This is a genomic window from Actinosynnema mirum DSM 43827 (assembly GCF_000023245.1).
Lineage (GTDB): Bacteria > Actinomycetota > Actinomycetes > Mycobacteriales > Pseudonocardiaceae > Actinosynnema > Actinosynnema mirum.
The window spans coordinates 334,254-354,837 of sequence record NC_013093.1; the positions used below are offsets into that span (position 1 = coordinate 334,254).

The 20,584-nt window shown below is 74.8% G+C and carries 18 protein-coding genes; 14 read left to right on the forward strand and 4 right to left on the reverse strand.

Translation table 11 applies throughout. From position 1 onward, the window contains the following. Positions 1–59: 59 nt before the first annotated feature. Positions 60–563 carry an inorganic diphosphatase gene (locus AMIR_RS01560; protein ID WP_012782939.1) on the reverse strand — a complete coding sequence of 168 codons (504 nt, stop codon included), beginning with the start codon at positions 561–563 and terminating at the stop codon, positions 60–62. Positions 564–689: 126 nt separating this feature from the next. Here AMIR_RS01560 and dacB point away from each other — a divergent pair, with 126 nt between their 5' ends. From dacB to hpt, 4 genes are read left to right on the forward strand one after another with little or no spacing between them, the layout of a single operon-like run. Next, a complete protein-coding gene (gene dacB, locus AMIR_RS42550; protein WP_012782940.1) occupies positions 690–3,740 on the forward strand; it encodes a D-alanyl-D-alanine carboxypeptidase/D-alanyl-D-alanine endopeptidase in 3,051 nt (1,016 codons plus the stop codon). A gap of 38 nt (positions 3,741–3,778) precedes the next feature. Beyond that, a complete protein-coding gene (locus tag AMIR_RS01575) occupies positions 3,779–4,792 on the forward strand; it encodes a zinc-dependent metalloprotease (RefSeq protein ID WP_012782941.1) in 1,014 nt (337 codons plus the stop codon). Further along, on the forward strand, positions 4,789–5,715 hold the full coding sequence (gene tilS / locus AMIR_RS01580; RefSeq protein WP_012782942.1) for a tRNA lysidine(34) synthetase TilS: 927 nt from the start codon (positions 4,789–4,791) through the stop codon (positions 5,713–5,715). The genes AMIR_RS01575 and tilS overlap by 4 nt, the downstream gene beginning before the upstream one ends. A 16-nt stretch (positions 5,716–5,731) precedes the next feature. Next, a complete protein-coding gene (gene hpt / locus AMIR_RS01585) occupies positions 5,732–6,280 on the forward strand; it encodes a hypoxanthine phosphoribosyltransferase (protein WP_012782943.1) in 549 nt (182 codons plus the stop codon). A 63-nt stretch (positions 6,281–6,343) separates the two neighbouring features. Here the strand turns inward: hpt and AMIR_RS01590 are convergent, their stop codons facing one another. Beyond that, positions 6,344–8,038: a substrate-binding and VWA domain-containing protein gene (locus tag AMIR_RS01590; RefSeq protein ID WP_012782944.1), complete on the reverse strand. Its 1,695-nt coding sequence runs from the start codon at positions 8,036–8,038 to the stop codon at positions 6,344–6,346. 465 nt (positions 8,039–8,503) lie between these two features. On the opposite strand from AMIR_RS01590, the gene ftsH reads away from it, so the two are divergent. From ftsH to AMIR_RS01625, 7 genes are read left to right on the forward strand one after another with little or no spacing between them, the layout of a single operon-like run. Next, positions 8,504–10,735 carry an ATP-dependent zinc metalloprotease FtsH gene (gene ftsH / locus AMIR_RS01595; RefSeq protein ID WP_012782945.1) on the forward strand — a complete coding sequence of 744 codons (2,232 nt, stop codon included), beginning with the start codon at positions 8,504–8,506 and terminating at the stop codon, positions 10,733–10,735. Then, positions 10,732–11,361, forward strand: a complete 630-nt coding sequence (folE, locus tag AMIR_RS01600) for a GTP cyclohydrolase I FolE (RefSeq protein WP_012782946.1) — start codon at positions 10,732–10,734, stop codon at positions 11,359–11,361. The genes ftsH and folE overlap by 4 nt, the downstream gene beginning before the upstream one ends. After that, positions 11,358–12,185: a dihydropteroate synthase gene (gene folP, locus AMIR_RS01605; protein WP_240438963.1), complete on the forward strand. Its 828-nt coding sequence runs from the start codon at positions 11,358–11,360 to the stop codon at positions 12,183–12,185. Before folE ends, folP begins: the two co-directional genes overlap by 4 nt. Next, positions 12,178–12,555 (forward strand): dihydroneopterin aldolase, encoded by a 378-nt coding sequence (gene folB, locus AMIR_RS01610; RefSeq protein ID WP_012782948.1) that lies wholly within the window; start codon positions 12,178–12,180, stop codon positions 12,553–12,555. The genes folP and folB overlap by 8 nt, the downstream gene beginning before the upstream one ends. Next, the gene (folK, locus tag AMIR_RS01615; RefSeq protein WP_012782949.1) at positions 12,552–13,028 is read left to right on the forward strand and encodes a 2-amino-4-hydroxy-6-hydroxymethyldihydropteridine diphosphokinase; all 477 of its coding nucleotides are present in this window, start codon (positions 12,552–12,554) and stop codon (positions 13,026–13,028) included. Before folB ends, folK begins: the two co-directional genes overlap by 4 nt. After that, complete coding sequence (locus AMIR_RS01620) at positions 13,025–13,477, forward strand: DUF3180 domain-containing protein (protein WP_012782950.1); 453 nt, start codon at positions 13,025–13,027, stop codon at positions 13,475–13,477. Before folK ends, AMIR_RS01620 begins: the two co-directional genes overlap by 4 nt. Before the next feature lie 50 nt (positions 13,478–13,527). Beyond that, complete coding sequence (locus AMIR_RS01625) at positions 13,528–15,198, forward strand: DUF6779 domain-containing protein (protein ID WP_012782951.1); 1,671 nt, start codon at positions 13,528–13,530, stop codon at positions 15,196–15,198. Between the two features lie 484 nt (positions 15,199–15,682). On the opposite strand, the gene AMIR_RS01630 is transcribed toward AMIR_RS01625, so the two are convergent. Further along, positions 15,683–16,759 carry an NADH-quinone oxidoreductase subunit D gene (locus tag AMIR_RS01630; protein ID WP_012782952.1) on the reverse strand — a complete coding sequence of 359 codons (1,077 nt, stop codon included), beginning with the start codon at positions 16,757–16,759 and terminating at the stop codon, positions 15,683–15,685. Positions 16,760–16,763: 4 nt separating this feature from the next. Continuing rightward, positions 16,764–17,213 carry a DUF1203 domain-containing protein gene (locus AMIR_RS01635; RefSeq protein ID WP_041836518.1) on the reverse strand — a complete coding sequence of 150 codons (450 nt, stop codon included), beginning with the start codon at positions 17,211–17,213 and terminating at the stop codon, positions 16,764–16,766. 73 nt (positions 17,214–17,286) lie between these two features. Here AMIR_RS01635 and AMIR_RS01640 point away from each other — a divergent pair, with 73 nt between their 5' ends. From AMIR_RS01640 to AMIR_RS01650, 3 genes are all read left to right on the forward strand, one after another. Then, the gene (locus AMIR_RS01640) at positions 17,287–18,204 is read left to right on the forward strand and encodes an SAM-dependent methyltransferase (protein WP_012782954.1); all 918 of its coding nucleotides are present in this window, start codon (positions 17,287–17,289) and stop codon (positions 18,202–18,204) included. Positions 18,205–18,273: 69 nt separating this feature from the next. Next, positions 18,274–19,602 carry a PrsW family intramembrane metalloprotease gene (locus tag AMIR_RS01645; RefSeq protein ID WP_012782955.1) on the forward strand — a complete coding sequence of 443 codons (1,329 nt, stop codon included), beginning with the start codon at positions 18,274–18,276 and terminating at the stop codon, positions 19,600–19,602. Positions 19,603–19,690: 88 nt separating this feature from the next. Continuing rightward, positions 19,691–20,584, forward strand: a complete 894-nt coding sequence (locus AMIR_RS01650) for a Rossmann-like and DUF2520 domain-containing protein (protein ID WP_012782956.1) — start codon at positions 19,691–19,693, stop codon at positions 20,582–20,584.

Genomic DNA, 20,584 nt, shown 5'->3' on the forward strand with positions numbered 1-20,584 from the left:
AAGAGGGCCACCCCGCTCAGGGGTGGCCCTCTTCGCCTTCACCGTCCCGTGGAACGGCCTCAGTGCTCCTCGCCGCGCGCCACGGCGTCCTTGAGGCGCTGGTAGGAGCGCACGATCTCGGCCTCCGCCTCGGTGCGGCCGACCCAGGTCGCGCCCTCGACGCTCTTGCCCGGCTCCAGGTCCTTGTAGACCTCGAAGAAGTGCTGGATCTCCAGCCGGTAGAACTCGCTCAGGTGGTGGATGTCCCGCAGGTGCTCCGAGCGCGGGTCGTCCGACGGGACGCAGAGCAGCTTGTCGTCGCCGCCCTTCTCGTCGGTCATCCGGAACATGCCGATCGCGCGGCAGCGGATCAGGCAGCCGGGGAAGGTCGGCTCCTGCACGAGAACGAGCGCGTCGAGCGGGTCACCGTCCTCGCCCAGGGTGTCATCGACGAACCCGTAGTCCGCCGGGTACTGAGTGGCCGTGAACAGGGTGCGGTCGAGCCTGATGCGCCCCGTCTTGTGGTCCATCTCGTACTTGTTGCGGACCCCCTTGGGGATCTCGATGGTGACGTCGAACTCCACTGGCAGGTCCTCGCTCGTCTGGCTGTCCGGTAGTTCCCACTAGTGTGGACCACGACGTCTCGTCAACCCCCGCCAGCAGTGCTGAGGGGCGTGTGAGATTGCCCGTAATCGAACCCGGAGGACCGCGTGCCCGAGGAGCCATCGTGGCCGACCGTCGACGGCGACGACACGGACCGCGAGCAGGTCAGGAGCCCGCGCCCGGCTGATCCGCCGACGATGCGCATCGCGCTGCCGAAGAAGTCGGGCGGCGCCGAGAAGACCGAGCTGATCAAGATCGACCGGTTGAGGCCGCCCGGCGGGCCGACACCGAGGACCGACCTCCCCGAGGCCGGTGGCGAGTCGGGGGCGGACGCCGCAGCCGCAGCTCAGCAGCCCTCCGGGGCGCAGCGCGGGACGGCGGCGGAGCAGGGCGCGACACCGGCGGGACCGGACGGCGACGAGATCACGCGGCCCGCGGGCGCGAGCCAGGCGGAAACCGCCCGACCGGGTGACGAGGACAACCGGTCCGGTGGGCAGGCCGGGGCTGGTGGTGCGGGCGCCGGTGGTGCGGGCGCTGCGGCGCTGGCCGCCGGTGCCGCCGCGCTGGCGGCGGGGGCCGCCGGTGCGCAGGCAAGTGGTGCGCAGGGGGGTGGTGCGCAGTCCGGTGGCGGACAGGCAGGCGGTGGTCCTGCGGGCGGCGGGAAGTCCGGCCCCCAGCAGTCGAACGCGCCGCAGTCCGGTGGCGGACAGCAGAGTGGCGGACAGCAGACCGGTGACGGACAGCAGACCGGTGGCGCGCCTTCGGGCAGCACCCCGCCCGGTGGCGTCCCCGCACCGGGTATGGCCTCCGGCGCTCCGGCTGGTGGTTTCCCGGCTCCTGGCACTCCTGCCGGCGGGTTTCCCGCTCCCGGCACTCCGGCGGGTGGGTTTCCCGCTCCCGGCGGCCTCCTCGGTGGCGAGCCGACGCGGTTCGACCCGCCCAAGTCCGCCCCGCTGCCCGAGGCCGGGTGGCCGGGGACGCGGGCCGAGGTGCCCTCGTTCGACCCCGCGCGCGCCGACGCCCAGCTCGCCGCGCAGCGCGCCGCCGCCAACCGCGCCCAGAACTCGGGCCGACCGGAGAGCGGCCAGCAGCAAGCACCCGGCCAGCAGGGACCTGGTCAGCAAGCAGGCGGCCAGCAAGCACCCGGTCAGCAAGGGGCCGGTCAGCAAAGTCCTGGCCAGCAGGGAGCCGGTCAGCAAGGCCCTCACCAGCAGGGAATCGGCCAGCAGGGACCTGGTCAGCAAGGACCCGGTCACCTAGGGGCTGGCCAGCAGGGGCCCGGTAACCAAGCGGGCGGCCAGCAGGGGCCCGGCAGGCAGGGGCAGGGCGGCCACGGGAGTGGTCCGCACGGCACCATCCCGCCCGGCGCCATCCCTCCCGGCTCCGGGCAGGCCGGTGCGGGAACGGGTGGGTTCGGGCAGCAGGGACCGGGCAGGCAGGGGCCGGGGAGCCAGGGCATCCGGCACCAGGGTGGTCAGAGCGCGTCCGAGCAGACCCAGAAGGTCAGCGTCACCCCCGGCCAGTTCACCTTCCCGCCGCCCGGCCAGCAGCCCGGCGGTGAGCAGCACCGCGCCGCGCCGCCCGGCACCATCCCGCCCGGCGCCAACCAGTCCGGCACCATCCCGCCCGGCGCCAACCAGTCCGGCACCATCCCACCCGGCGCCAACCAGCCCGGCGTCGCCGACCACCCCGGCTCCTCCGCCGACCGGCGGGACGACGACGCGGCCTTCGCCGCCTTCGCCGCCGACTCCGACGAGCGGGCCGACGTGCCCGCCCAGCGGTCCAAGCGCAAGCGGCCCCTGGTGGTCGTCGGCGCGCTCGCCGCCGTGCTCGTCCTGTTCGGCGGCGCGGCGCTGGCCGCCGTGCAGCTCGGCTGGCTGGAGACCGGGCCCACCTCCACCACCCAGCCGCCCGCGCCACCGGCCCAGGTCGACCTCGCGGTGCGCGCCCTCGGCCCCGACGCCCCCGCGCCCACCCCGGCGGGCGTGCAGGCCGTGCTGCAGGGGCCGCTCGCCAACGGCGCCCTCGGCAACCTCACCGGCACCGTCATCGACCCCGCCAGCAAGACCGTGCTCTGGCACCAGGGCGAGACCACCCCGCTCGTGCCCGCGTCCACGGTGAAGAACCTGGTCGCCGCAGCCGCGCTGCTCCAGCTCGACCACACCACCCAGTTCACCACCAAGGTCGTGCAGGGCGCCGAGCCCGGCACCGTGGTCCTGGTCGGCGGCGGCGACCCGACGCTGTCCTCGCTGCCCGAGGGCCGCTCGTCGGTCTACCCCGGCGCGCCCACCCTGGACGAGCTGGTCGAGCAGGTGAAGGCCTCCGGGCCGATCACCGAGGTCGAGTACGACATCAGCCGCTACAGCGCCGAGCCCGGCCTCGCCCCCGGCGTCGACCCGAACGACGTCGCGGCCGGCTTCATCACGAACATCGGCCCGCTGATGCTCGACGGCGCCCGCTCCGACCCCACCAAGGGCGACACGCCGCGCACCGCCACCCCCGCGCCCGACGCCGCGAAGGCGCTGGCCGACCGGCTGGGCGCGACCGTCGGCGGCAAGACCCTCGCGCCCCAGGCCGCGAAGGTCCTCGGCGAGGTCAAGTCCGTCCCGCTCGACCAGCTGATCGAGAACATGATGCAGCTGTCGGACAACGTGCTCGCCGAGACGCTGGCCCGCGAGGTCGCCAAGGCGCGCAACGCCGAGACCTCCTACGAGGGCGCCACCAAGGCCGTGCGGGACGTGCTCACCGAGAACGGCTTCGACCTGACCGGCGTCATCACCTCCGACGCCAGCGGCATGAGCGTGCAGAACAAGGTCCCCGCCAAGCTCCTCGGCGACCTGCTCACCGCCGCCGCGCGCCCCGACGCCGCCACCGACCCGGTCACCACCCGCCTGCGCCCGCTGCTCACCGCCCTCGCCGTCGCGGGCGGCAACGGCACCCTGAAGGAGCGGTTCGCGCAGTCCCCCGCGGGCAAGGGCTGGATCCGGGGCAAGACCGGCACGCTCACCGAGGTGCACAGCCTCGCGGGCGTCGTGGTGGACACCGACGGCAGGCTGCTGGTGTTCGCGTTCATGTCCAACGGCAGCGGCGACGCCCTCGGGGCGCGCGCCGGGCTCGACGCGCTGGCCGCCCAGCTCAGGGGTTGCGGCTGTTCGTGAACCGCCCAGCGCCGGTAGCGTCGTCAGGTGTGAACTCGGTGACTCAGCAGGACCGGGCGGCGTCGATCGACTGGGAGGTCGCCGTCTCCACGGCGGCCCGCCTGGTCCGCCCCGGACCGGTGGTGCCCAGGGCCGAGGCCGACGTCGCGGTCGGCAGGCTGCGCGAGCTGGCGGTGGACGCCGAGGCGCACGTCCGGGAGCTGACGGGCCTCGGCCACGGGCTGCCGCTGCGCGCGGGCGAGGTCGTCGACCGGCCGGGCTGGGTGCGCGCCGCGGCCCAGGGGCTGTCGGTGCTCACCGACAGCGCCGCGCCCCGGCAGGGCGGCGTGCTCAGCGGGGTCGTGTCGGGCACGGCGGGGGTGCAGGCGGGCGTGGTGCTCGCGTTCCTCAGCTCCCGCGTGCTCGGCCAGTACGACCCGTTCTCCGGCGACGGCAGGCTGCTGCTGGTCGCCCCGAACATCGTCGGCACCCAGCGCGCGCTGAACGTGCCCGGCGAGGACTTCAGCATGTGGGTGTGCCTGCACGAGTGCACCCACCGGCTCCAGTTCACCGGCGTCCCGTGGCTGGCCGGGCACTTCTCCGGCCTGGTCACCGAGCTGCTGGAGAGCATGGACAACGAGTCGCCCCGGCTGCGCGACCTGCCCAAGCGGCTGCGCGAGGCGGACGGGCCGGTCGGGCTGATCGAGCTGTTCCAGACGCCCGAGCAGCGCGCCGCGCTCGACCGGCTGATCGCGGTGTCCACCCTGCTGGAGGGGCACGCCGACCACGTCATGGACGCGGTCGGGCCGGACGTGGTGCCGTCCGTCGCGGTGATCCGGCGGCGGTTCACCGACCGGCGCTCCGGGGGTGGGCTGCTGGACCGGGTGCTGCGCTCGCTGCTGGGCGTGGAGGCCAAGGTCAGGCAGTACGCGGAGGGCGCCGCGTTCACCAGGCACGTGGTGGACGAGGTCGGCATGACCGGGTTCAACGCGGTGTGGAGCGCCCCCGAGGCGCTGCCGACCCGCGCCGAGATCGCCGACCCCGCCGCCTGGCTGCGCCGCGTCGCGCCGTGACCCCGGCCGCCAACGGGCCGCTGTCGCGGGTCCGGACGGCGGTGCGGCGGTTCCTCGCCGAGCACCGCCCCGCGCGGGTCGCGGTGGCGGTGTCCGGCGGGGCCGACTCGCTGGCGCTCGCCGCCTGCACCGCCGCGCTGACCAGCGGCGCGCGGGCCGTCGTGGTCGACCACGGGCTCCAGGAGGGCTCGGCCGAGGTCGCCGAGCGGGCCGCCCGCACGTGCGCCGAGCTGGGCCTGGACGCGCAGGTGCGGCGGGTCGAGGTGACCGGGGGCGGCGGCCCGGAGGCGGCGGCCCGGCGCGCCCGGTACGCCGCGCTGCGCCCCGAGCGCGGCCTGGTGCTGCTCGGGCACACCCTGGACGACCAGGCCGAGACCGTGCTGCTGGGCCTCGGCCGGGGCTCCGGGCCCCGCTCGATCGCCGGGATGCGCGAGCTGGACGCGCCGTGGGGCCGCCCGCTGCTGGGCGTGAGCAGGGCGGACACCGAGGGCGCCTGCGCCGAGCTGGGCCTTTCCCCGTGGTCGGACCCGCACAACGCCGACCCCGCGTTCACCAGGGTGCGGCTGCGCCGCGAGGTGCTGCCGCTGCTGGAGGAGGTGCTGCAGGGCGGGGTGGCGCGGGCGCTGGCCCGCACCGCCGCCCAGCTGCGCGAGGACAACGACGCGCTGGACGACCTCGCGGACGCGTTCGCGGGCGACCGGGGCGCGGTCGCGGACCTCGCGCCGCTGCCGGTGGCCCTGCGCAGGCGGGTGCTGCGGCGGTGGCTGCTCGCCGAGGGTGTGCCCGAGTTGTCCGATTCGCACCTGCGCGCGGTGGACGCCCTCGTGCGGACCGGCGCCGGTGGTGGTGGGGTGTGGGTACCCGGCGGCTTTGTGGTGCGCCGGGCACGTGGCAGGCTGCGGGTTGACCCAGTCCAGGCATGACCAAAGGGGATCGTCCGTGTACGACGGCGACATCGCCTCCGTGCTCCTCAGCGAGCAGGAGATCAGCGACAAGGTCGGTGAGCTGGCCCGTCAGGTGGCCGCCGACTACCCGGCAGGCGGTGACGACCTCGTCCTCATCACCGTCCTCAAGGGCGCGGTGATGTTCACCTCCGACCTGGCCAGGGCGCTTCCCGTCCCGGTGCAGCTGGAGTTCATGGCGGTCAGCTCCTACGGGTCCTCCACGTCCTCCTCGGGCGTGGTGCGCATCCTCAAGGACCTCGACCGCGACATCGCGGACCGGGACGTCCTCATCGTCGAGGACATCATCGACTCCGGGCTGACGCTGTCCTGGCTGCTCAAGAACCTCGCCTCGCGCAAGCCGCGCTCGATGGAGGTCTGCACGCTGCTGCGCAAGCCCGACGCGGTGAAGGTCGACGTGCCGGTGAAGTACGTCGGCTTCGACATCCCCAACGAGTTCGTGGTCGGCTACGGCCTCGACTACGCCGAGCGGTACCGCGACCTGCCGTACATCGGCAAGCTGGACCCGAAGGTCTACTCCGGCTGACCGGGCGCCGCCCGCACCCGCGGTTCGCGGGGCGGGCGGCTTTCCCGCGCGTGCGGGGGCGGCTCAGCAGTTGGGCCTGCACCGCCGCTGGGAGATCGCGTCCAGCAGCACGCTGCGGATGTCGGCCGCCTCCAGCGCCTGGTAGGCCTTGCCGCCGGTGGCCGAGGAGATCTCCTGCAGCGCCTCCATGTCGGCCTCCTGGCCCAGCCCGACCATGATCAGCGGGATCGGGCGCGCCGGGTCGGACTCCGACTCCAGCGCCTGCAGCAGCTGCGCGGTGGTGATGCTGGCGTAGTCGTCGTTGCGGCCGTCGGTGATCAGCACCACTGAGTTGATCTTCTCGGGGTCGTACGTGGACTGCATCCTCCGGAACGCCGCGAGCGTGGTGTCGTTCAGCGCGGTCCCGCCGCCGACCAGCGCCGCCAGGCCCTTGGCGCCCTGCTGGAGCCGCGTCCGCCTCGGCGCGCTGCCCAGCACCTCGCCGAGCGGGCCGAGCGGCACCAGCTCGACCCAGTCGTTCGGCGGCCTCTTGTTCGTGGAGAACGCCCACAGGCCGATCTCCGAGGTGTCCGGCAGCATCCCCAGCGCGGTCAGCGCCGCCTCGGACGCCGCCGCCATGCGGGTCTGGCCGTTGCCCATCAGCTCGGTCATCGAGCCGGACACGTCCAGCACCGCGAGCATCCGCGAGTCCAGGCTCACCGCGCCCCAGGTGCCCAGCAGCTCGGACACCTCGGCCGGGCTCGGCTTCGGCATCGCGTTCACCGCGTCGCCGCCGACCCCGTCGCGCTCGGCCGACAGCCCGGCCGCCGCCTGCCCGTCCGGGGTGCGGAAGCCCGCGTCCACGAACCGCTCGCGGGTCTTGGCGCTGCGCAGCGCCTGCTCGAAGCCGCTCGCCGCGACCCCGGTGCCCGGCTGGTCGGAGGCGCGCTTGATCCGCACCACCGGGTAGTCGAGCAGCATCGTGCCCTCGGCCGGGTAGGAGGCGGCGACCCGCAGCCCGCCGGCCGCCCGGTTCGCGGCCAGCACGGCCTGCTCGGAGGCGGTGAACAGCGGCGCGCTCCCCTCGTCCTGGCCGACCCGGTTGAAGGAGTCGCGCACGGTCACGGCGTTGCGCCCGATCCGCATCAGCGAGCCGATCAGCTCCTGGTTGGGCGTGCCGTCCGCGTTGCCGAGCCTGGCGCGGATGACCGCCAGGGTGGCCAGGCCCTCGGTGGAGGTGGTCGGGTCGCTCACCGCGGCCTCCACGCCGGGCGCGAGCACGCTGGCCCAGGCGACCGAGGTGCTCGGCCAGCCCAGCCCGCGCAGCTTCTCCGCCGGACCCGCGATGACCAGCGGGGACCCGGCCAGCGGCTCGCCGACCTCCAGCGCGGGCGCCTCGGCGCCCAGGCTCGCGGACTGGCGCTGGGCCTCCTCGGCCCACATGGTCGAGTCCGGGACCCACATGACGGGCGGGTTGATCCGGGCGGTCGGCAGCTCGTGCGCCACGTCGGCGGCGGTGCGCGCCTCGACCTGGACCTGCACGCACCGGCCGTCCACGACGGGCTGGGTGGCCTGGTAGTCGTCGGCCGCGCCGCGCACGACCGCCTCGGCGGCCGGGGTGGTGGCGACCTTGAGCGGGAGGGTGCCGGTGCAGTCCGGGCCGCTGGTCGCCTTCAGCGCGACCACGGCGGTGGCCCCCGCGGCGAGCACGCCGACCAGGGCCCCCAGGGGCAGTGCGATCCGCCGGGCGCGGCCGGGGCGTTCGCTGCGGGCTGACATCTTCTCTGCGCACCTTCGATCCGGTGGTTTTCACCCCTCCGGGGGAGGGGATTGATCACTCGGCGTTACCGATGGTGACCTCGTACGGTAACCGAGGATGACACGCTTACCGCTCTGACCTGCGCTTCCGTGGCTGAGGTCACGTGCGGCGGCCGGTTGTCCCCGTCCGCGCCAACGTCACAACGTTTCCCTCGAAAGAGTTACGGGAATCCGGTGGGCGCGGTTCAACCCGTGCTGCGAGTCCCGGTTCCGACCGTTCCTGACCTGCGGTCGGAACCGGGCGCCGCAGCGGGAACCGGAGAGCCCTTCCGCCCGTTGGTCCCTCGAACGCGACAACCGGGGCGGGCCCCGCGCACGCGGGGCGATGCACCGGTCGTTCGGGCGGTAGTCTGGTCGGACGGGTGTGCCCGTCCGCGCCCGTCAACAAGTCAGGGAGGGTCGAGGCCGCCCGACGGCCGTAAGTGAATGGACCGCAAGCGCCTGCTTCGCAACCCGCTGCTGTGGATCGTGGCGGTGGTGCTCCTCTTCTACGTCTTCAGCGTGCTCTTCGACGAGGACCGGAACTACCACCAGGTCACGACCTCCCAAGCCCTCCAACAGGTGCGGGACGGGAAGGTCAAGGAAGCCACGATCGAGGACAAGGAGCAGAAGCTCAAACTCGTCCTCAACGACGGTTCCACCTTCGAGAACCACGGCCTCCTGATGGCCTCGTACCCGGCCAGTGCCACGGACGAGGTGTTCACCCTGGTCGACCAGGCGGGCAACAAGCCGCAGGTCGAGACCAAGGTGACCCAGGACTCCCTGCTCACGCAGATGCTCCTGTACCTGGTGCCGCTGGGGCTGCTGCTCCTGCTGCTGATGTGGATGATGAACAACGCCCAGGGTGGCGGGAACCGCGTCCTCAACTTCGGCAAGTCCAAGGCAAAGCAGCTCTCCAAGGACATGCCCAAGACGACGTTCGCCGACGTCGCGGGAGCCGAGGAGGCGGTGGAGGAGCTCTACGAGATCAAGGACTTCCTCCAGAACCCCGGCCGCTACCAGGCGCTCGGGGCGAAGATCCCGAAGGGCGTCCTGCTCTACGGGCCCCCCGGCACCGGCAAGACCCTGCTGGCCAGGGCCGTCGCCGGTGAGGCGGGCGTGCCGTTCTACTCGATCTCCGGCTCGGACTTCGTCGAGATGTTCGTCGGCGTCGGCGCCTCGCGCGTGCGCGACCTGTTCGAGCAGGCCAAGCAGAACGCGCCCTGCATCATCTTCGTCGACGAGATCGACGCGGTGGGCCGCCACCGCGGCGCGGGCATGGGCGGCGGGCACGACGAGCGCGAGCAGACGCTCAACCAGCTGCTCGTGGAGATGGACGGCTTCGACTCGCGCGGCGGGATCATCCTGATCGCGGCGACCAACCGGCCCGACATCCTCGACCCCGCCCTGCTGCGCCCCGGCCGCTTCGACCGGCAGATCCCGGTGTCCGCGCCGGACCTGAAGGGCCGCAAGCAGATCCTCCGGGTGCACGCCAAGGGCAAGCCGTTGGCCCCTGACACCGACCTCGACGGCCTGGCCAAGCGCACCGTCGGGTTCTCCGGAGCCGACCTGGCCAACGTCATCAACGAGGCCGCGCTGCTCACCGCCCGCCAGAACGGCACCGTCATCGACGGCTCCGCGCTGGAGGAGTCGGTCGACCGCGTCATCGGCGGTCCCGCCCGCAAGAGCCGGATCATCTCCGAGAAGGAGAAGAAGATCACGGCCTACCACGAGGCGGGCCACGCGCTGGCCGCGTGGGCGATGCCGGACATCGACCCGGTCTACAAGGTCACCATCCTCGCCAGGGGGCGCACCGGCGGTCACACGCTGTCCGTCCCCGAGGAGGACAAGGACCTGATGACCAGGTCCGAGATGATCGCCCGGCTGGTGTTCGCGCTCGGTGGCCGCTCGGCGGAGGAGCTCGTCTTCCACGAGCCCACCACCGGCGCGTCCAACGACATCGAGCAGGCGACCAAGATCGCCCGCGCGATGGTCACCGAGTACGGCATGAGCTCCCGCCTCGGCGCCGTCAAGTACGGCCAGGAGCAGGGCGAGCCGTTCCTCGGCCGCAACGCCGGTCGCCAGGCCGACTACTCGCTGGAGGTCGCGCACGAGATCGACGAGGAGGTGCGCAAGCTCATCGAGGCCGCCCACACGGAGGCCTACGAGGTGCTGAACACCTACCGCGACGTCCTCGACGACCTGACGCTGGAGCTGATCGACAAGGAGACGCTCCACCAGAAGGACCTGGAGCGGATCTTCGCGGGCGTCGAGAAGCGCCCCCGGATCACCCAGTTCAACGACTTCGGCAACCGCATCCCGTCGACCAAGCCGCCGGTCAAGACCCCCGGCGAGCTGGCCAGGGAGCGCGGCGAGCCGTGGCCGCCGGTGGTCGAGGACCAGGTCGAGGCCGAGCCCGCGGCACTGCCCGCGCCCGCACCCGAGACCCCGCAGGGACCGGCCCAGCCGCAGCAGGTCCCCGCTGGCGCCAACGGCGTCCAGCACCCGCCGCAGCAGGTCACCCCCGGCTCGGGGCCGCCCAACTACGGGGCGCCCCCCGGCTGGACCCCGGCCACCGTGCCGGGCAGCGGGGGCCAGCCGACCACACCCGCGTGGCGGCCGGACCCGGCGGACGCGGACAAGCGGAACTTCGACTCGGACCCGGACAACCGCAAGTGATCGAATTCGACAACGCCGGTCTCCCCAGCAACGGGGAGGCCGGCGTCGCCGCGAAGCGGCCCTTCGACCAGGAGCGCGCCGAGGCCGCCGTGCGCGAGCTGCTGCTCGCCTGCGGCGAGGACCCCGAGCGCGAGGGACTGCGCGAGACGCCCGCGCGGGTCGCGCGGGCCTACCGCGAGATGTTCGCCGGCCTGTTCACCGAGCCGGACGGCGTGCTGGCCAAGACCTTCGACGAGAGCCACGAGGAACTCGTCCTGGTCACGGAAATCCCGGTCTACTCGTTCTGCGAGCACCACCTGCTGCCGTTCCACGGCGTCGCGCACGTCGGGTACATCCCGAACGAGCAGGGCCGCGTCACCGGGCTGTCCAAGCTGGCCCGGCTGGTCGACCTGTACGCCAAGCGCCCCCAGGTGCAGGAGCGGCTGACCTCGCAGGTCGCCGACGCGCTCGTGCGCAGGCTGGAGCCGCGCGGCGTCATCGTCGTGGTCGAGGCCGAGCACCTGTGCATGGGGATGCGCGGCGTGCGCAAGCCCGGCTCGCGCACCACCACCTCCGCCGTGCGCGGCCTGCTGCGCACCTCGGCGTCCTCGCGCGCCGAGGCCATCTCCCTGATCAAGGGGCGCTGACCGTGGGCGGGCTCCCGACGCCGGGCGGGTGCGTCGTGATGGGCGTCCTGAACGTCACCGCCGACTCGTTCTCCGACGGCGGTCGCTACCTGGGCCTTGCCGACGCCGTCGCGCACGGGCTGGCCCTGCGCGACCAGGGCGCGCACCTGGTCGACGTGGGCGGCGAGTCCACCAGGCCAGGAGCCGAGCGGGTGCCGAGCGACCTGGAGGTCGCCCGCACCTCGCACGTGATCGCCGCGCTGTCCGCGCAGGGGGTGGTGACCAGCGTGGACACCACCCGCTCCGAGGTGGCCGTCGCCGCGCTGGAGGCCGGGGTGTCGGTGGTCAACGACGTGTCCGGCGGCCTGGCCGACCCGGACATGCTGAGGGTCGTCGCCGAGGCGGACGTGCCGTACGTGGTCATGCACTGGCGCGGGCACAGCGCAGGCATGGACCGGCTCGCCGAGTACTCCGACGTGGTGCGGGAGGTCCGCGACGAGCTGTCCGCCCGCGTGGACGCCGCCCTCGCCGCCGGGGTGCGGGCCGAGAACGTGGTGGTCGACCCCGGCCTGGGCTTCGCGAAGCGCGCCGAGCACAACTGGCAGCTGCTGAACCGGCTGGACGAGCTGATCGACCTCGGCTTCCCGGTGCTGGTCGGCGCCTCCCGCAAGCGGTTCCTCGGCGCCCTGCTGGGCGAGCGGCCCCCGGCGGGCCGGGAGGACGCGACGGCGGCCGTGTCGGCGCTGGCCGCGTTCAACGGCGCCTGGGGCGTGCGGGTGCACGACGTGCCGCGCTCGGTGGACGCGGTGGCCGTCGCGGGCGCGTGGCGGGCCGGTCGTGGCTGAGGCGACGGGGTCCGGCGACCGGATCGAGCTGCGCGGCCTGACGGTGCGCGCGCACCACGGCGTGTTCGAGCACGAGAAGCGCGACGGCCAGGACTTCCTGGTCGACGTGGTGGTGTGGCTGGACCTGACCCGCGCCGCCGCCACCGACGACCTGCGCGAGACCCTGCACTACGGCGAGCTGGCCGAGCGGGTCGCCGAGGTCGTCGCGGGCGGGCCGCACGACCTCATCGAGACCGTCGCCGGACGCGCCGCCGACGTGGTCATGGCCGACGGGCGGGTCACCGCGACCGAGGTGACCGTCCACAAGCCGCACGCGCCGATCCCGCTGATCTTCGCCGACGTGGCGGTGACCGTGCGGAGGACCCGGTGAGCCGCGCCGTGCTGTCCCTCGGCTCCAACCTCGGCGACCGGCTCGCCCACCTGCGCTCGGCCGTCGACGGCTTCCGGCCGTGGCTGCTCGCCGCCTCCCCGGTGTACGAGACCGCCCCGTGGGGCGTCACCGACCAGGACGACTTCCTCAACGCCGTCCTGCTCGTCGAGGGCGACCTGGACGAGTGGGGCTGGCTGCGCCGGGGCCAGGAGCTGGAGCGGGCCGCCGGGCGGGTCAGGGAGCGCCGCTGGGGGCCGCGCACGCTCGACGTGGACGTGGTGGCCGTGGACGACGTGCGGTCCGAGGACCCCGAGCTGCTGCTGCCGCACCCCGGCGCGCACGAGCGGGCCACCGTGCTGGCGCCCTGGCTGGACGTCGACCCGGACGCGGTGCTGCCGGGGCACGGGCGGGTCGCCGACCTGCTGTCCGGGGTGGACCTGTCCGGGGTGCGGAGGCTGGAGGTCGCGCTGTGACGTTCACCAAAGGGCGCGACCTGCTCGCGGCCGGGCTCGGCTCGGCCGCCCTGGTCTTCCTGCTGCTCAAGCTCTCCTACTCCGGGCTGCCGCCGCTGCCCAGGCTCGCCGGGCTGGTCCTGCTGGTGATCGCCGCGATCGACCTCGGTCTCGCGGTGTCGCTGCGCGCCCGCATCCTGCGCAAGCCCGGCGCCGAACCGGTGCAGCCGCTCACCGCCGCCCGCGCCGTCGCGCTCGCCAAGGCCTCCTCGGTGCTGGGCGCGATCATGGCGGGCGCGTGGGGCGCGGTGCTGCTGCACGTGGCCCCCGCGCGGGGCCGCTTCCCCGCGGCGGACAACGACCTGACCAGCGCCGTGGTGGGACTCGTGTGCGCTGCGGCGCTGACCGCCTCCGGACTGTGGTTGGAGCGCTGCTGCCGAACCCCGGACGAGCCCGAGCGCCGAGCGTGAAACCGGATGCCGAGGTCTCAAACGGGTAACCGACCGGTACCGTGGTGCCCATGACCGGGCGAGCCCCGTCGAGAGACGACGAGCAGCAAGAACACGGTCGTGGCTCCGCGCGCCTCCTGCTGGTCGCAGCACTGGCGTTCGCCCTCGTTGCCGCGGCCGTGCTGGTGCTGAGTGACAACGCCCGCTGGTTGAGGCTGGCCGTGGTGTCGGCGCTGTGGGCCGCGCTCGTGGGCGCCTTCCTGGCCGCGCGCTACCGCCGCCAGGTGGCCGACCGCGAGGACGAGGTGGCCGACCTCCAGAACGTGTACGAGCTGGAGCTGGAGCGCGAGGTCGCCGCGAGGCGCGAGTTCGAGCTGGAGCTGGAGACCGAGGCCCACCGCAAGGCGCAGGAGGACGCGAAGGACGACTTGGACGCGCTGCGCGGCGAGCTGCGCGCGCTGCGCGAGAACCTGGAGGCGCTGCTGGGCGGCGAGGTGCTGGTCGAGCGGGTGGCGCTGCGGGCGGAGGCCACGCGGATGCGCTCGCTGGGCGACCAGTCCCGGTTGGACCAGTCCCGCCTGGTGTCCGCCATGAACGAGCACCGGGTCATCACCTCGGGCAAGGCGAAGAAGGACGACCAGCCGTCCGTGGTCGACCTGGACCCGGCGGAGCAGACCGAGCTGATCGAGCGCGTCACCGACGCGCAGCCGGCCCGCAGGGTCGAGCCGGTGCGCCGCGAGGCGGCCCGCGCCGAACCCGTGCGCCGCGACCCGGTCCGCAGCGGCACCAGGCCGCCGCAGCCGAAGTCCGCCGCGCCCGCCGCGCCGAAGCAGGCCGTGCAGCCGCCGGGCGTGAAGCGCGCCCAGCCGAAGGCGGAACCGCAGCGACCCGCCGCCCAGGCGAAGCCCGCGGCGGCCCAGGCCGCGCCGACGGCGCAGGTGGCGCACCCCGCCAAGCAGCAGCAGCCGAGGCCCGCCGAGGGCACGGCGCAGGACTACTTCACCGACCAGTCGGCGCGCGGTGGCGCGGCGGCCTCGCGCGGTCAGGGCGAGCCCGTGAAGACGGCGGAGTCGCAGCGGCGCAGCCGGATCGCCGAGCGCACCGAGATGATCAGCCGCGACTCGGTGGCCGAGGAGCGCCCCGCCCGCCCGGCGGCGGGCGGGCTGACCGCGTCCGAGCAGTCGGGCGTGCGCAGGTCCGTCGCGGGTGGACGCCCGGCGGCGGCCGAGCAGGGTGCGCAGCAGGCAAGGCGTCCCGCCGCGGCGACGGGCCGGACGGCGTCCGAGCAGTCGGGCGTGCGGCGGGGCGTCGCGGGCGGGCGTTCCGCCTCGGAGCAGTCGGGCGTGCGACGCCCGGCGGCGGCAGCGGGCCGGTCGGCCTCGGAGCAGTCGGCGGTGCGACGTCCTGTCGCGGGCGGCCTCTCGGCGTCCGAGCAGGCGGGCGGCGTGCGCCGCGCGGTGGCGGGAGGCAGGTCCGCGTCGGAGCAGTCCACGACCCGCCGCCCGGTCGCCGACGAGGCGACGCCCCACGCCCCCCAGCCCGAGCAGCCGGAGCAGGCGGCAGGCGGCAGGCGCAGGGCCGACCCCCGCGACGAGGCCCCCCAGCCCGCCGCGGGCAGGCGCGCGGCGCCCGAGCCGGACCCGGCGGCGGGCGCGCACGCGGACGGCAAGTCCGTCAGCGAACTCCTGGCGGCCTTCGGCGGCGGCGACTCCCCCCGCCGCAGACGCCGCCGCGAGGACTAGCGGCACGAGCGGAAGCGCCCCGGTTCCTGGGAACCGGGGCGCTTTTGCTTGCACGCAAGGATTTCGACGCGGACTTGGTGGACGCGCGAGGGCCGGGGCCGGGGTTGGGGTTGGGGTTGGGGTCGGGGCCGGGGTTGGGGACGGTTGCGGATGGGCGAGGTCGGGCGCGAGCACGCCTATGGGCGTGGGCAGGCGCGAGCGGCACCTATGGACGCGGGTGGACGCGGTTGCGGGTAGGTGCCTATGGGCACGGCGTGTGTCTATTGGAGCGGGTGGTGCCCATGGGTGCGAACAAGCACCTATGGACGCGGGCGGGTGCCCATGGTTGGGCGCGGGTGGGTGTGGCGGGCCGGATGCCATAGGTGTCAGCGGGTTGTGCGTCGAGCTGTCCGACGCCGGCCGGTTCCCCTCTCGGTTTCCCTGCGCGGGGTTCCCTTGCGTGGAGCCGTTTCCTGCCCGCGCCCCCGCGCACCCGCGCGCCCGCTCAGCGGTCGATGTCGCCGACGACGACCGCGAACGAGCCGAGCACCAGGGGGAGTTGCGCCACCGGGGTTCCCGGCAGCAGCGCGGACAGCGCCTGCACGTTGTTGAACGACGGCGTCCGCAGCTTCAGCCGCCACGGCGTCTTCTCCCCGCGCGACGCCAGGTGCACCCCCGACACCCCGAGCGGCGCCTCCACCCGCGTGTACACCGACCCCTCCGGGGCCTTGACCGCCTTGGGCAGCCTCAGGTTCACCGGGCCGCCCGGCAGGCGTCGCAGGCACTCGCGCGCCAGCGCCACCGCCTGCGCCAGGTCGTCGACCATGCACGCGACCCTGGCGTGCGCGTCGCCGCCGTCCCGCACGCTCGGCCGCACGTCCAGCTCCCGGTACGCGGGCAGCGGGTCGTCGCGCCGCAAATCCAGGTCCACCCCGGACGCCCGCCCGATCGGGCCGGTCACGCCCCGCGCCAGCGCGTCCGCCCGGCTCAGCACCCCCAACCCCGCCAGGCCGGTCGGCACCTCGGGGACCTCGACCGCGTCCAGCGCGCCCGCCACCCGCTCCGCCCAGCCCGCCGGGACGTCCTCGCGCAGCCCGCCGATCCGGTTGGCCATGAAGTGGATGCGCCCGCCGGACGCCTCCTCCAGCACCGCCTGCACGGCCTCCCGCCCCCGCGCCGCCGCCACCGGGTCGGTCAGCGGGGCCAGGAACACCAGGTGCGCCATGACCCGGTTCAGCTCGCACAGCAGCGCCCGCAGCCACTGCGCGCGCGGCGGCACGTCCATCCCGGTCATCCGCTCGACCGCCAGCGCCACGGCCAGCTCGTTGCAGAACGCCGCCAGCCAGTCGTGCCGGTTCGCCAGGGTCAGCACCTGCCGGTAGTCGCGCACCTCGAACAGCTTCTCCGCGCCCCGGTGCAGGTGCCCGACCAGCGGCTCGGCCGAGGTGATCACCTCGTCGTCCCGCACGGTCAGCCGCAGCCGGTAGGCCCCGTGCGCGGAGGGGTGCAGCGGCCCCAGGTCGACCACCCGGTCGACCCCGAGGTGCTTGGCCCCAGCTCCCACGCCCACGGTGATCTGCACCCGCTCATGCTCGCACGGCGGACCCCGTGACCTCGAAGAGGAAGCAGCCGTGCGTCGGCGACCGCACCTGCACCCGCGCGACGGCCGGGTCCGCGAGCAGCGCCGCCAAGTCCTCCCTCCCGCTGTCCGGCCCGGACAGCACCCCGTCGTGGATTCGCCCCCCGGCCGTGTAGGCCCGCAGCACGCGGGGCGCGGTGAACAGCGGCAGCCCCCCGTCCACGACCTCCGGCCCCGCGCACCGCTCGGCGTGCGCGTACACCGGCCCCACCTCCGCGTACGGCCCGCGCCCCGCGCCCGGCCGGTACCGGAACAGCACCAGCGCCTCCGAGCCCGCCCGGCGCAGGCAGCAGCGCAGCGGAACGCCCGGCGCGGTGGTCAGCTCGTGCTCCTCGTCGGCTCCCGCAGCGGCCCTGGCGCGGGCGAGGACGTCCTCGGCGATCACGTGGAACTCCATGCGCCCCAGCGTCGTCCGCCCCGCGCCCGAGGGCCGGCGGTGATCGGACCCGGCGTCGGGCACACTGCCCCGCGTGCAGGACGTGGAATCGGCGTGGCGCACCGCGCTCTACGGGCCGTCGGGCTTCTTCACCAGGGGAGAGGCGCCGTCGGACCACTTCCGCACCGCCCCGCTGGTCGGCCCCGAGCTGGCGGAGGCGCTCCTGGAGCTGCTCCGCCGCGTGGACACCGCCCTGGACCGCCCGGACGCCCTGGACCTCGTGGACCTCGGCGCGGGCGGCGGCGAGCTGTCCGCGGCGGTCCGCGCCCTCGCCGACGCCGACCCCGCGCTCCGCGACCGCCTCCGCGTGACCGCCGTGGACGTCGGCCCGACCCGCGACCTCCCCGGCGTCCGCTGGACCCGCGACCTCCCCGACCGCGTCACCGGCCTCCTGGTCGCGCACGAGTGGCTGGACGCCCTCCCCTGCCCCGTGGTGGCCTGGCCGCACCGGGACCCCTGGCTGGACCGCTGGTGGCCGCTGCGCCCCGGTGGGCGGGCGGAGATCGGCGCCCCGAGGGACGCGGCGTGGGCGTCGGCCGTCGCACGGGTCCGGGGCGCGGCGCTCGCGATCGACTACGGCCACCTGGCCGACGACCGCGCCGCGGGCCGCTACCCCAGGGGCACCTTCACCGCCTACCGCTCCGGGAACCAGGTCGCCCCGGTCTTCGACGGCTCCTGCGACCTGACCGCCCACGTCGCCCTGGACGCCTGCGCCGAGGCCGCGGGCCGCCCGTGGACCCTGGTGTCGCAGCGGGACGCCCTGGCCGCCCTCGGCCTGCCCGCCGAGCCGCTCACCGCCCGCACCCCCGACTGGCTCACCGCCGCGGCCCGCGCCTCCCGGATCGCGGAGCTGCGCGACCCCCACGGCCTCGGCGCCTTCGGCTGGCTCCTGCACCCGAGGGGGACGACCACCGCCGACCTGCTCCCCGACCTGCCGCCGTGGCGCCCCTGACGGCCCTCCCACCAGCCACGACGAGATCGCCGCACCGCCCCCGCCCCCACCGCTATAAAGTTCCACCACGTGACCGCTGCCGCACCCTCGCCGGCCCGCAAGAGGACCGAGCAACGCCGCTGGACCGTGCTCCTCCCGGTCGCGGCCCTGATCGTGCTGGGGGTCTGCGGTCTGGTCCTGCTGGGCCTGGGCACCAGCAAGGTCGGGCTGGCCCCGATCCTGGTGGGCGCGGCGGCCTCGCTCCTGCCGGTCATGGCGGTGCTGAGCGCCTACCTCTGGCTCGACCGCTGGGAGCCGGAACCGGCCAAGATCCTGCTCTTCGGCTTCGCCTGGGGCGCGTGCGGCGCGACCATCACCTCCCTGGTCTTCAACCAGACCGCCCAGGTGATCGGCGAGCTGATCAACGACGGCGACGGCGCGACCTTCGCCGCCGTGGTCGGGGCCCCGATCGTGGAGGAGGCCACCAAGGGCGTCTTCCTGATCGCCCTCTTCCTGCGCCGCCGCCACGAGTTCGACGGCGCCGTCGACGGCCTCGTCTACGCGGGCGTGGTCGCGGCGGGCTTCGCGTTCACCGAGAACATCTACTACTTCGCCCGCGTCTTCGTGGACAGCGGCCTGGGCGACGCGAGCAGCGGCGTGGTCGCCCTGTTCATCCTGCGCGGCGTCCTGTCCCCGTTCGCCCACCCGCTGTTCACCTCGATGCTCGGCATCGGCGTGGGCCTGGCGGCGATGTCCCACAAGCGGGGCGTGCGGATCGCGGGCCCGCTCCTGGGCTACCTGGGCGCGGTGGGCCTGCACTCGCTGTGGAACTTCTCCACCACGGTCGGCACCGGCTCGACGTTCATCAACCTCTACTTCCTGATCATGGTCCCGATCTTCGCGGGCATGGTCTGGCTGGTGGTGTGGCAGCGCCGCCGCGAGCAGCGCATCGTCGCCGAGCAGCTGCCCGGCATGGCCGAGCGCCAGTGGATCGCCGCCAGCGAGGTCACCCTGCTCGCCAGCCTCCAGGGCCGCAGCCGCTGGCGCCGCACCGTCCGCCGCAAGGCGGGCGACGGGGCGGCGAAGGCGGTGGCCGGCTACCAGGTGGCCGCCACGGAACTGGCGTTCCTGCGCCACCGCATGGCGCTGGGCACGGCGGGCGCGGACGCGGACCGCCGCCACGCGAACCTCCTGCGCTCCCTGCTGGCCACCCGCGTGGCCGCCGTGAACGCCCCCGGCGCGCTCGGCGCGGCGGACGGCGCGGGCCGTCCCCGGCTCACCGAGCGCGCGGAGCGCACCGTCCGGATCGCGCGCATCGCCCGCCAGGGCCGCGCGGCCCGCCCGGACGCCCAGGGCCGCCCCGGCTCCCCGACCTCGCCGAACGACCCCGACGCCACGGGTGGCGTTCGTCGCAGTTGACCCCCGCACCCGCACCCCCTCACTACCCTCGGTGGAGTCGTCCGGTACCCCCCAACGGGACTGGAACGTCCTGAAGGAGCAACGTCGCATGGACGCGACCCCCCGCCCCGCGCGCCTGGCCGCGGGCGTCATCTCGGCAGGCCGGGTGGGCTCGGTGCTCGGCGCCGCCCTCACCAGGGCGGGCCACGCCGTCTCCGCGGTCTCCGCCGTCGGGGCCGCCTCCCTGCGCAGGGCCGACGCCCTGCTCCCCGACGTCCCCGTGCTGCCCCCGCCCGACGTGGCCGCGGGCGCCGACCTGGTCCTGCTCGCCGTCCCCGACGACGAGCTGCCCGGCCTGGTCAGGGGCCTGGTGGCCACCGGCTCGCTGCGCGCGGGCCAGATCGTGGTGCACGTCAGCGGCGCCCAGGGCGTCGCCGCGCTCGCCCCCGCCGCCGAGGTGGGCGCGCTGTGCCTGGCGCTGCACCCCGCCATGACCTTCACCGGCCGCCCCGAGGACGTGGACCGGGTCCGCGCCTGCACCTTCGGGGTCACCGCCGCCGACGGCGACGACATCGCCTGGAGCGTCGGCGAGGCGCTCGTCGTGGAGATCGGGGCCGAGGCCGTCCGGGTCCCGGAGTCCGCCCGCCCGCTCTACCACGCCGCCCTCACCCACGGCGCCAACCACCTGATGACCCTGGTCGCCGACTGCGCCGAGGCACTGCGCGGCGCGGGCGTCGCCAACCCCGAGCGGGTCCTCGCGCCCCTCCTCGGGGCCGCGCTCGACAACGCCCTGCGGCACGGCGACCGCGCCCTCACCGGCCCCGTCGCCAGGGGCGACACCGGCACCGTCGCCAAGCACCTCGCCGTGCTGGCCGACCGCGCCCCCGGAACCCTGGACGCGTACCGCGCGCTCGCCAGGCGCACCGCAGACCGGGCCGAGTCCGCCGGGCTGCTCCCGGCCGACCGCGCCACCGACGTCCGCACCACCCTCGACGAGGACTGA

Coding starts and splice junctions, on each gene's coding strand:
- AMIR_RS01590 (WP_012782944.1), bottom strand. CDS start 8,038: ATGTCAGCCCGCAGCGAACGCCCCGGCCGCGCCCGGCGGATCGCACTG.
- ftsH (WP_012782945.1), top strand. CDS start 8,504: ATGGACCGCAAGCGCCTGCTTCGCAACCCGCTGCTGTGGATCGTGGCG.
- AMIR_RS01625 (WP_012782951.1), top strand. CDS start 13,528: ATGACCGGGCGAGCCCCGTCGAGAGACGACGAGCAGCAAGAACACGGT.
- AMIR_RS01635 (WP_041836518.1), bottom strand. CDS start 17,213: ATGGAGTTCCACGTGATCGCCGAGGACGTCCTCGCCCGCGCCAGGGCC.
- AMIR_RS01650 (WP_012782956.1), top strand. CDS start 19,691: ATGGACGCGACCCCCCGCCCCGCGCGCCTGGCCGCGGGCGTCATCTCG.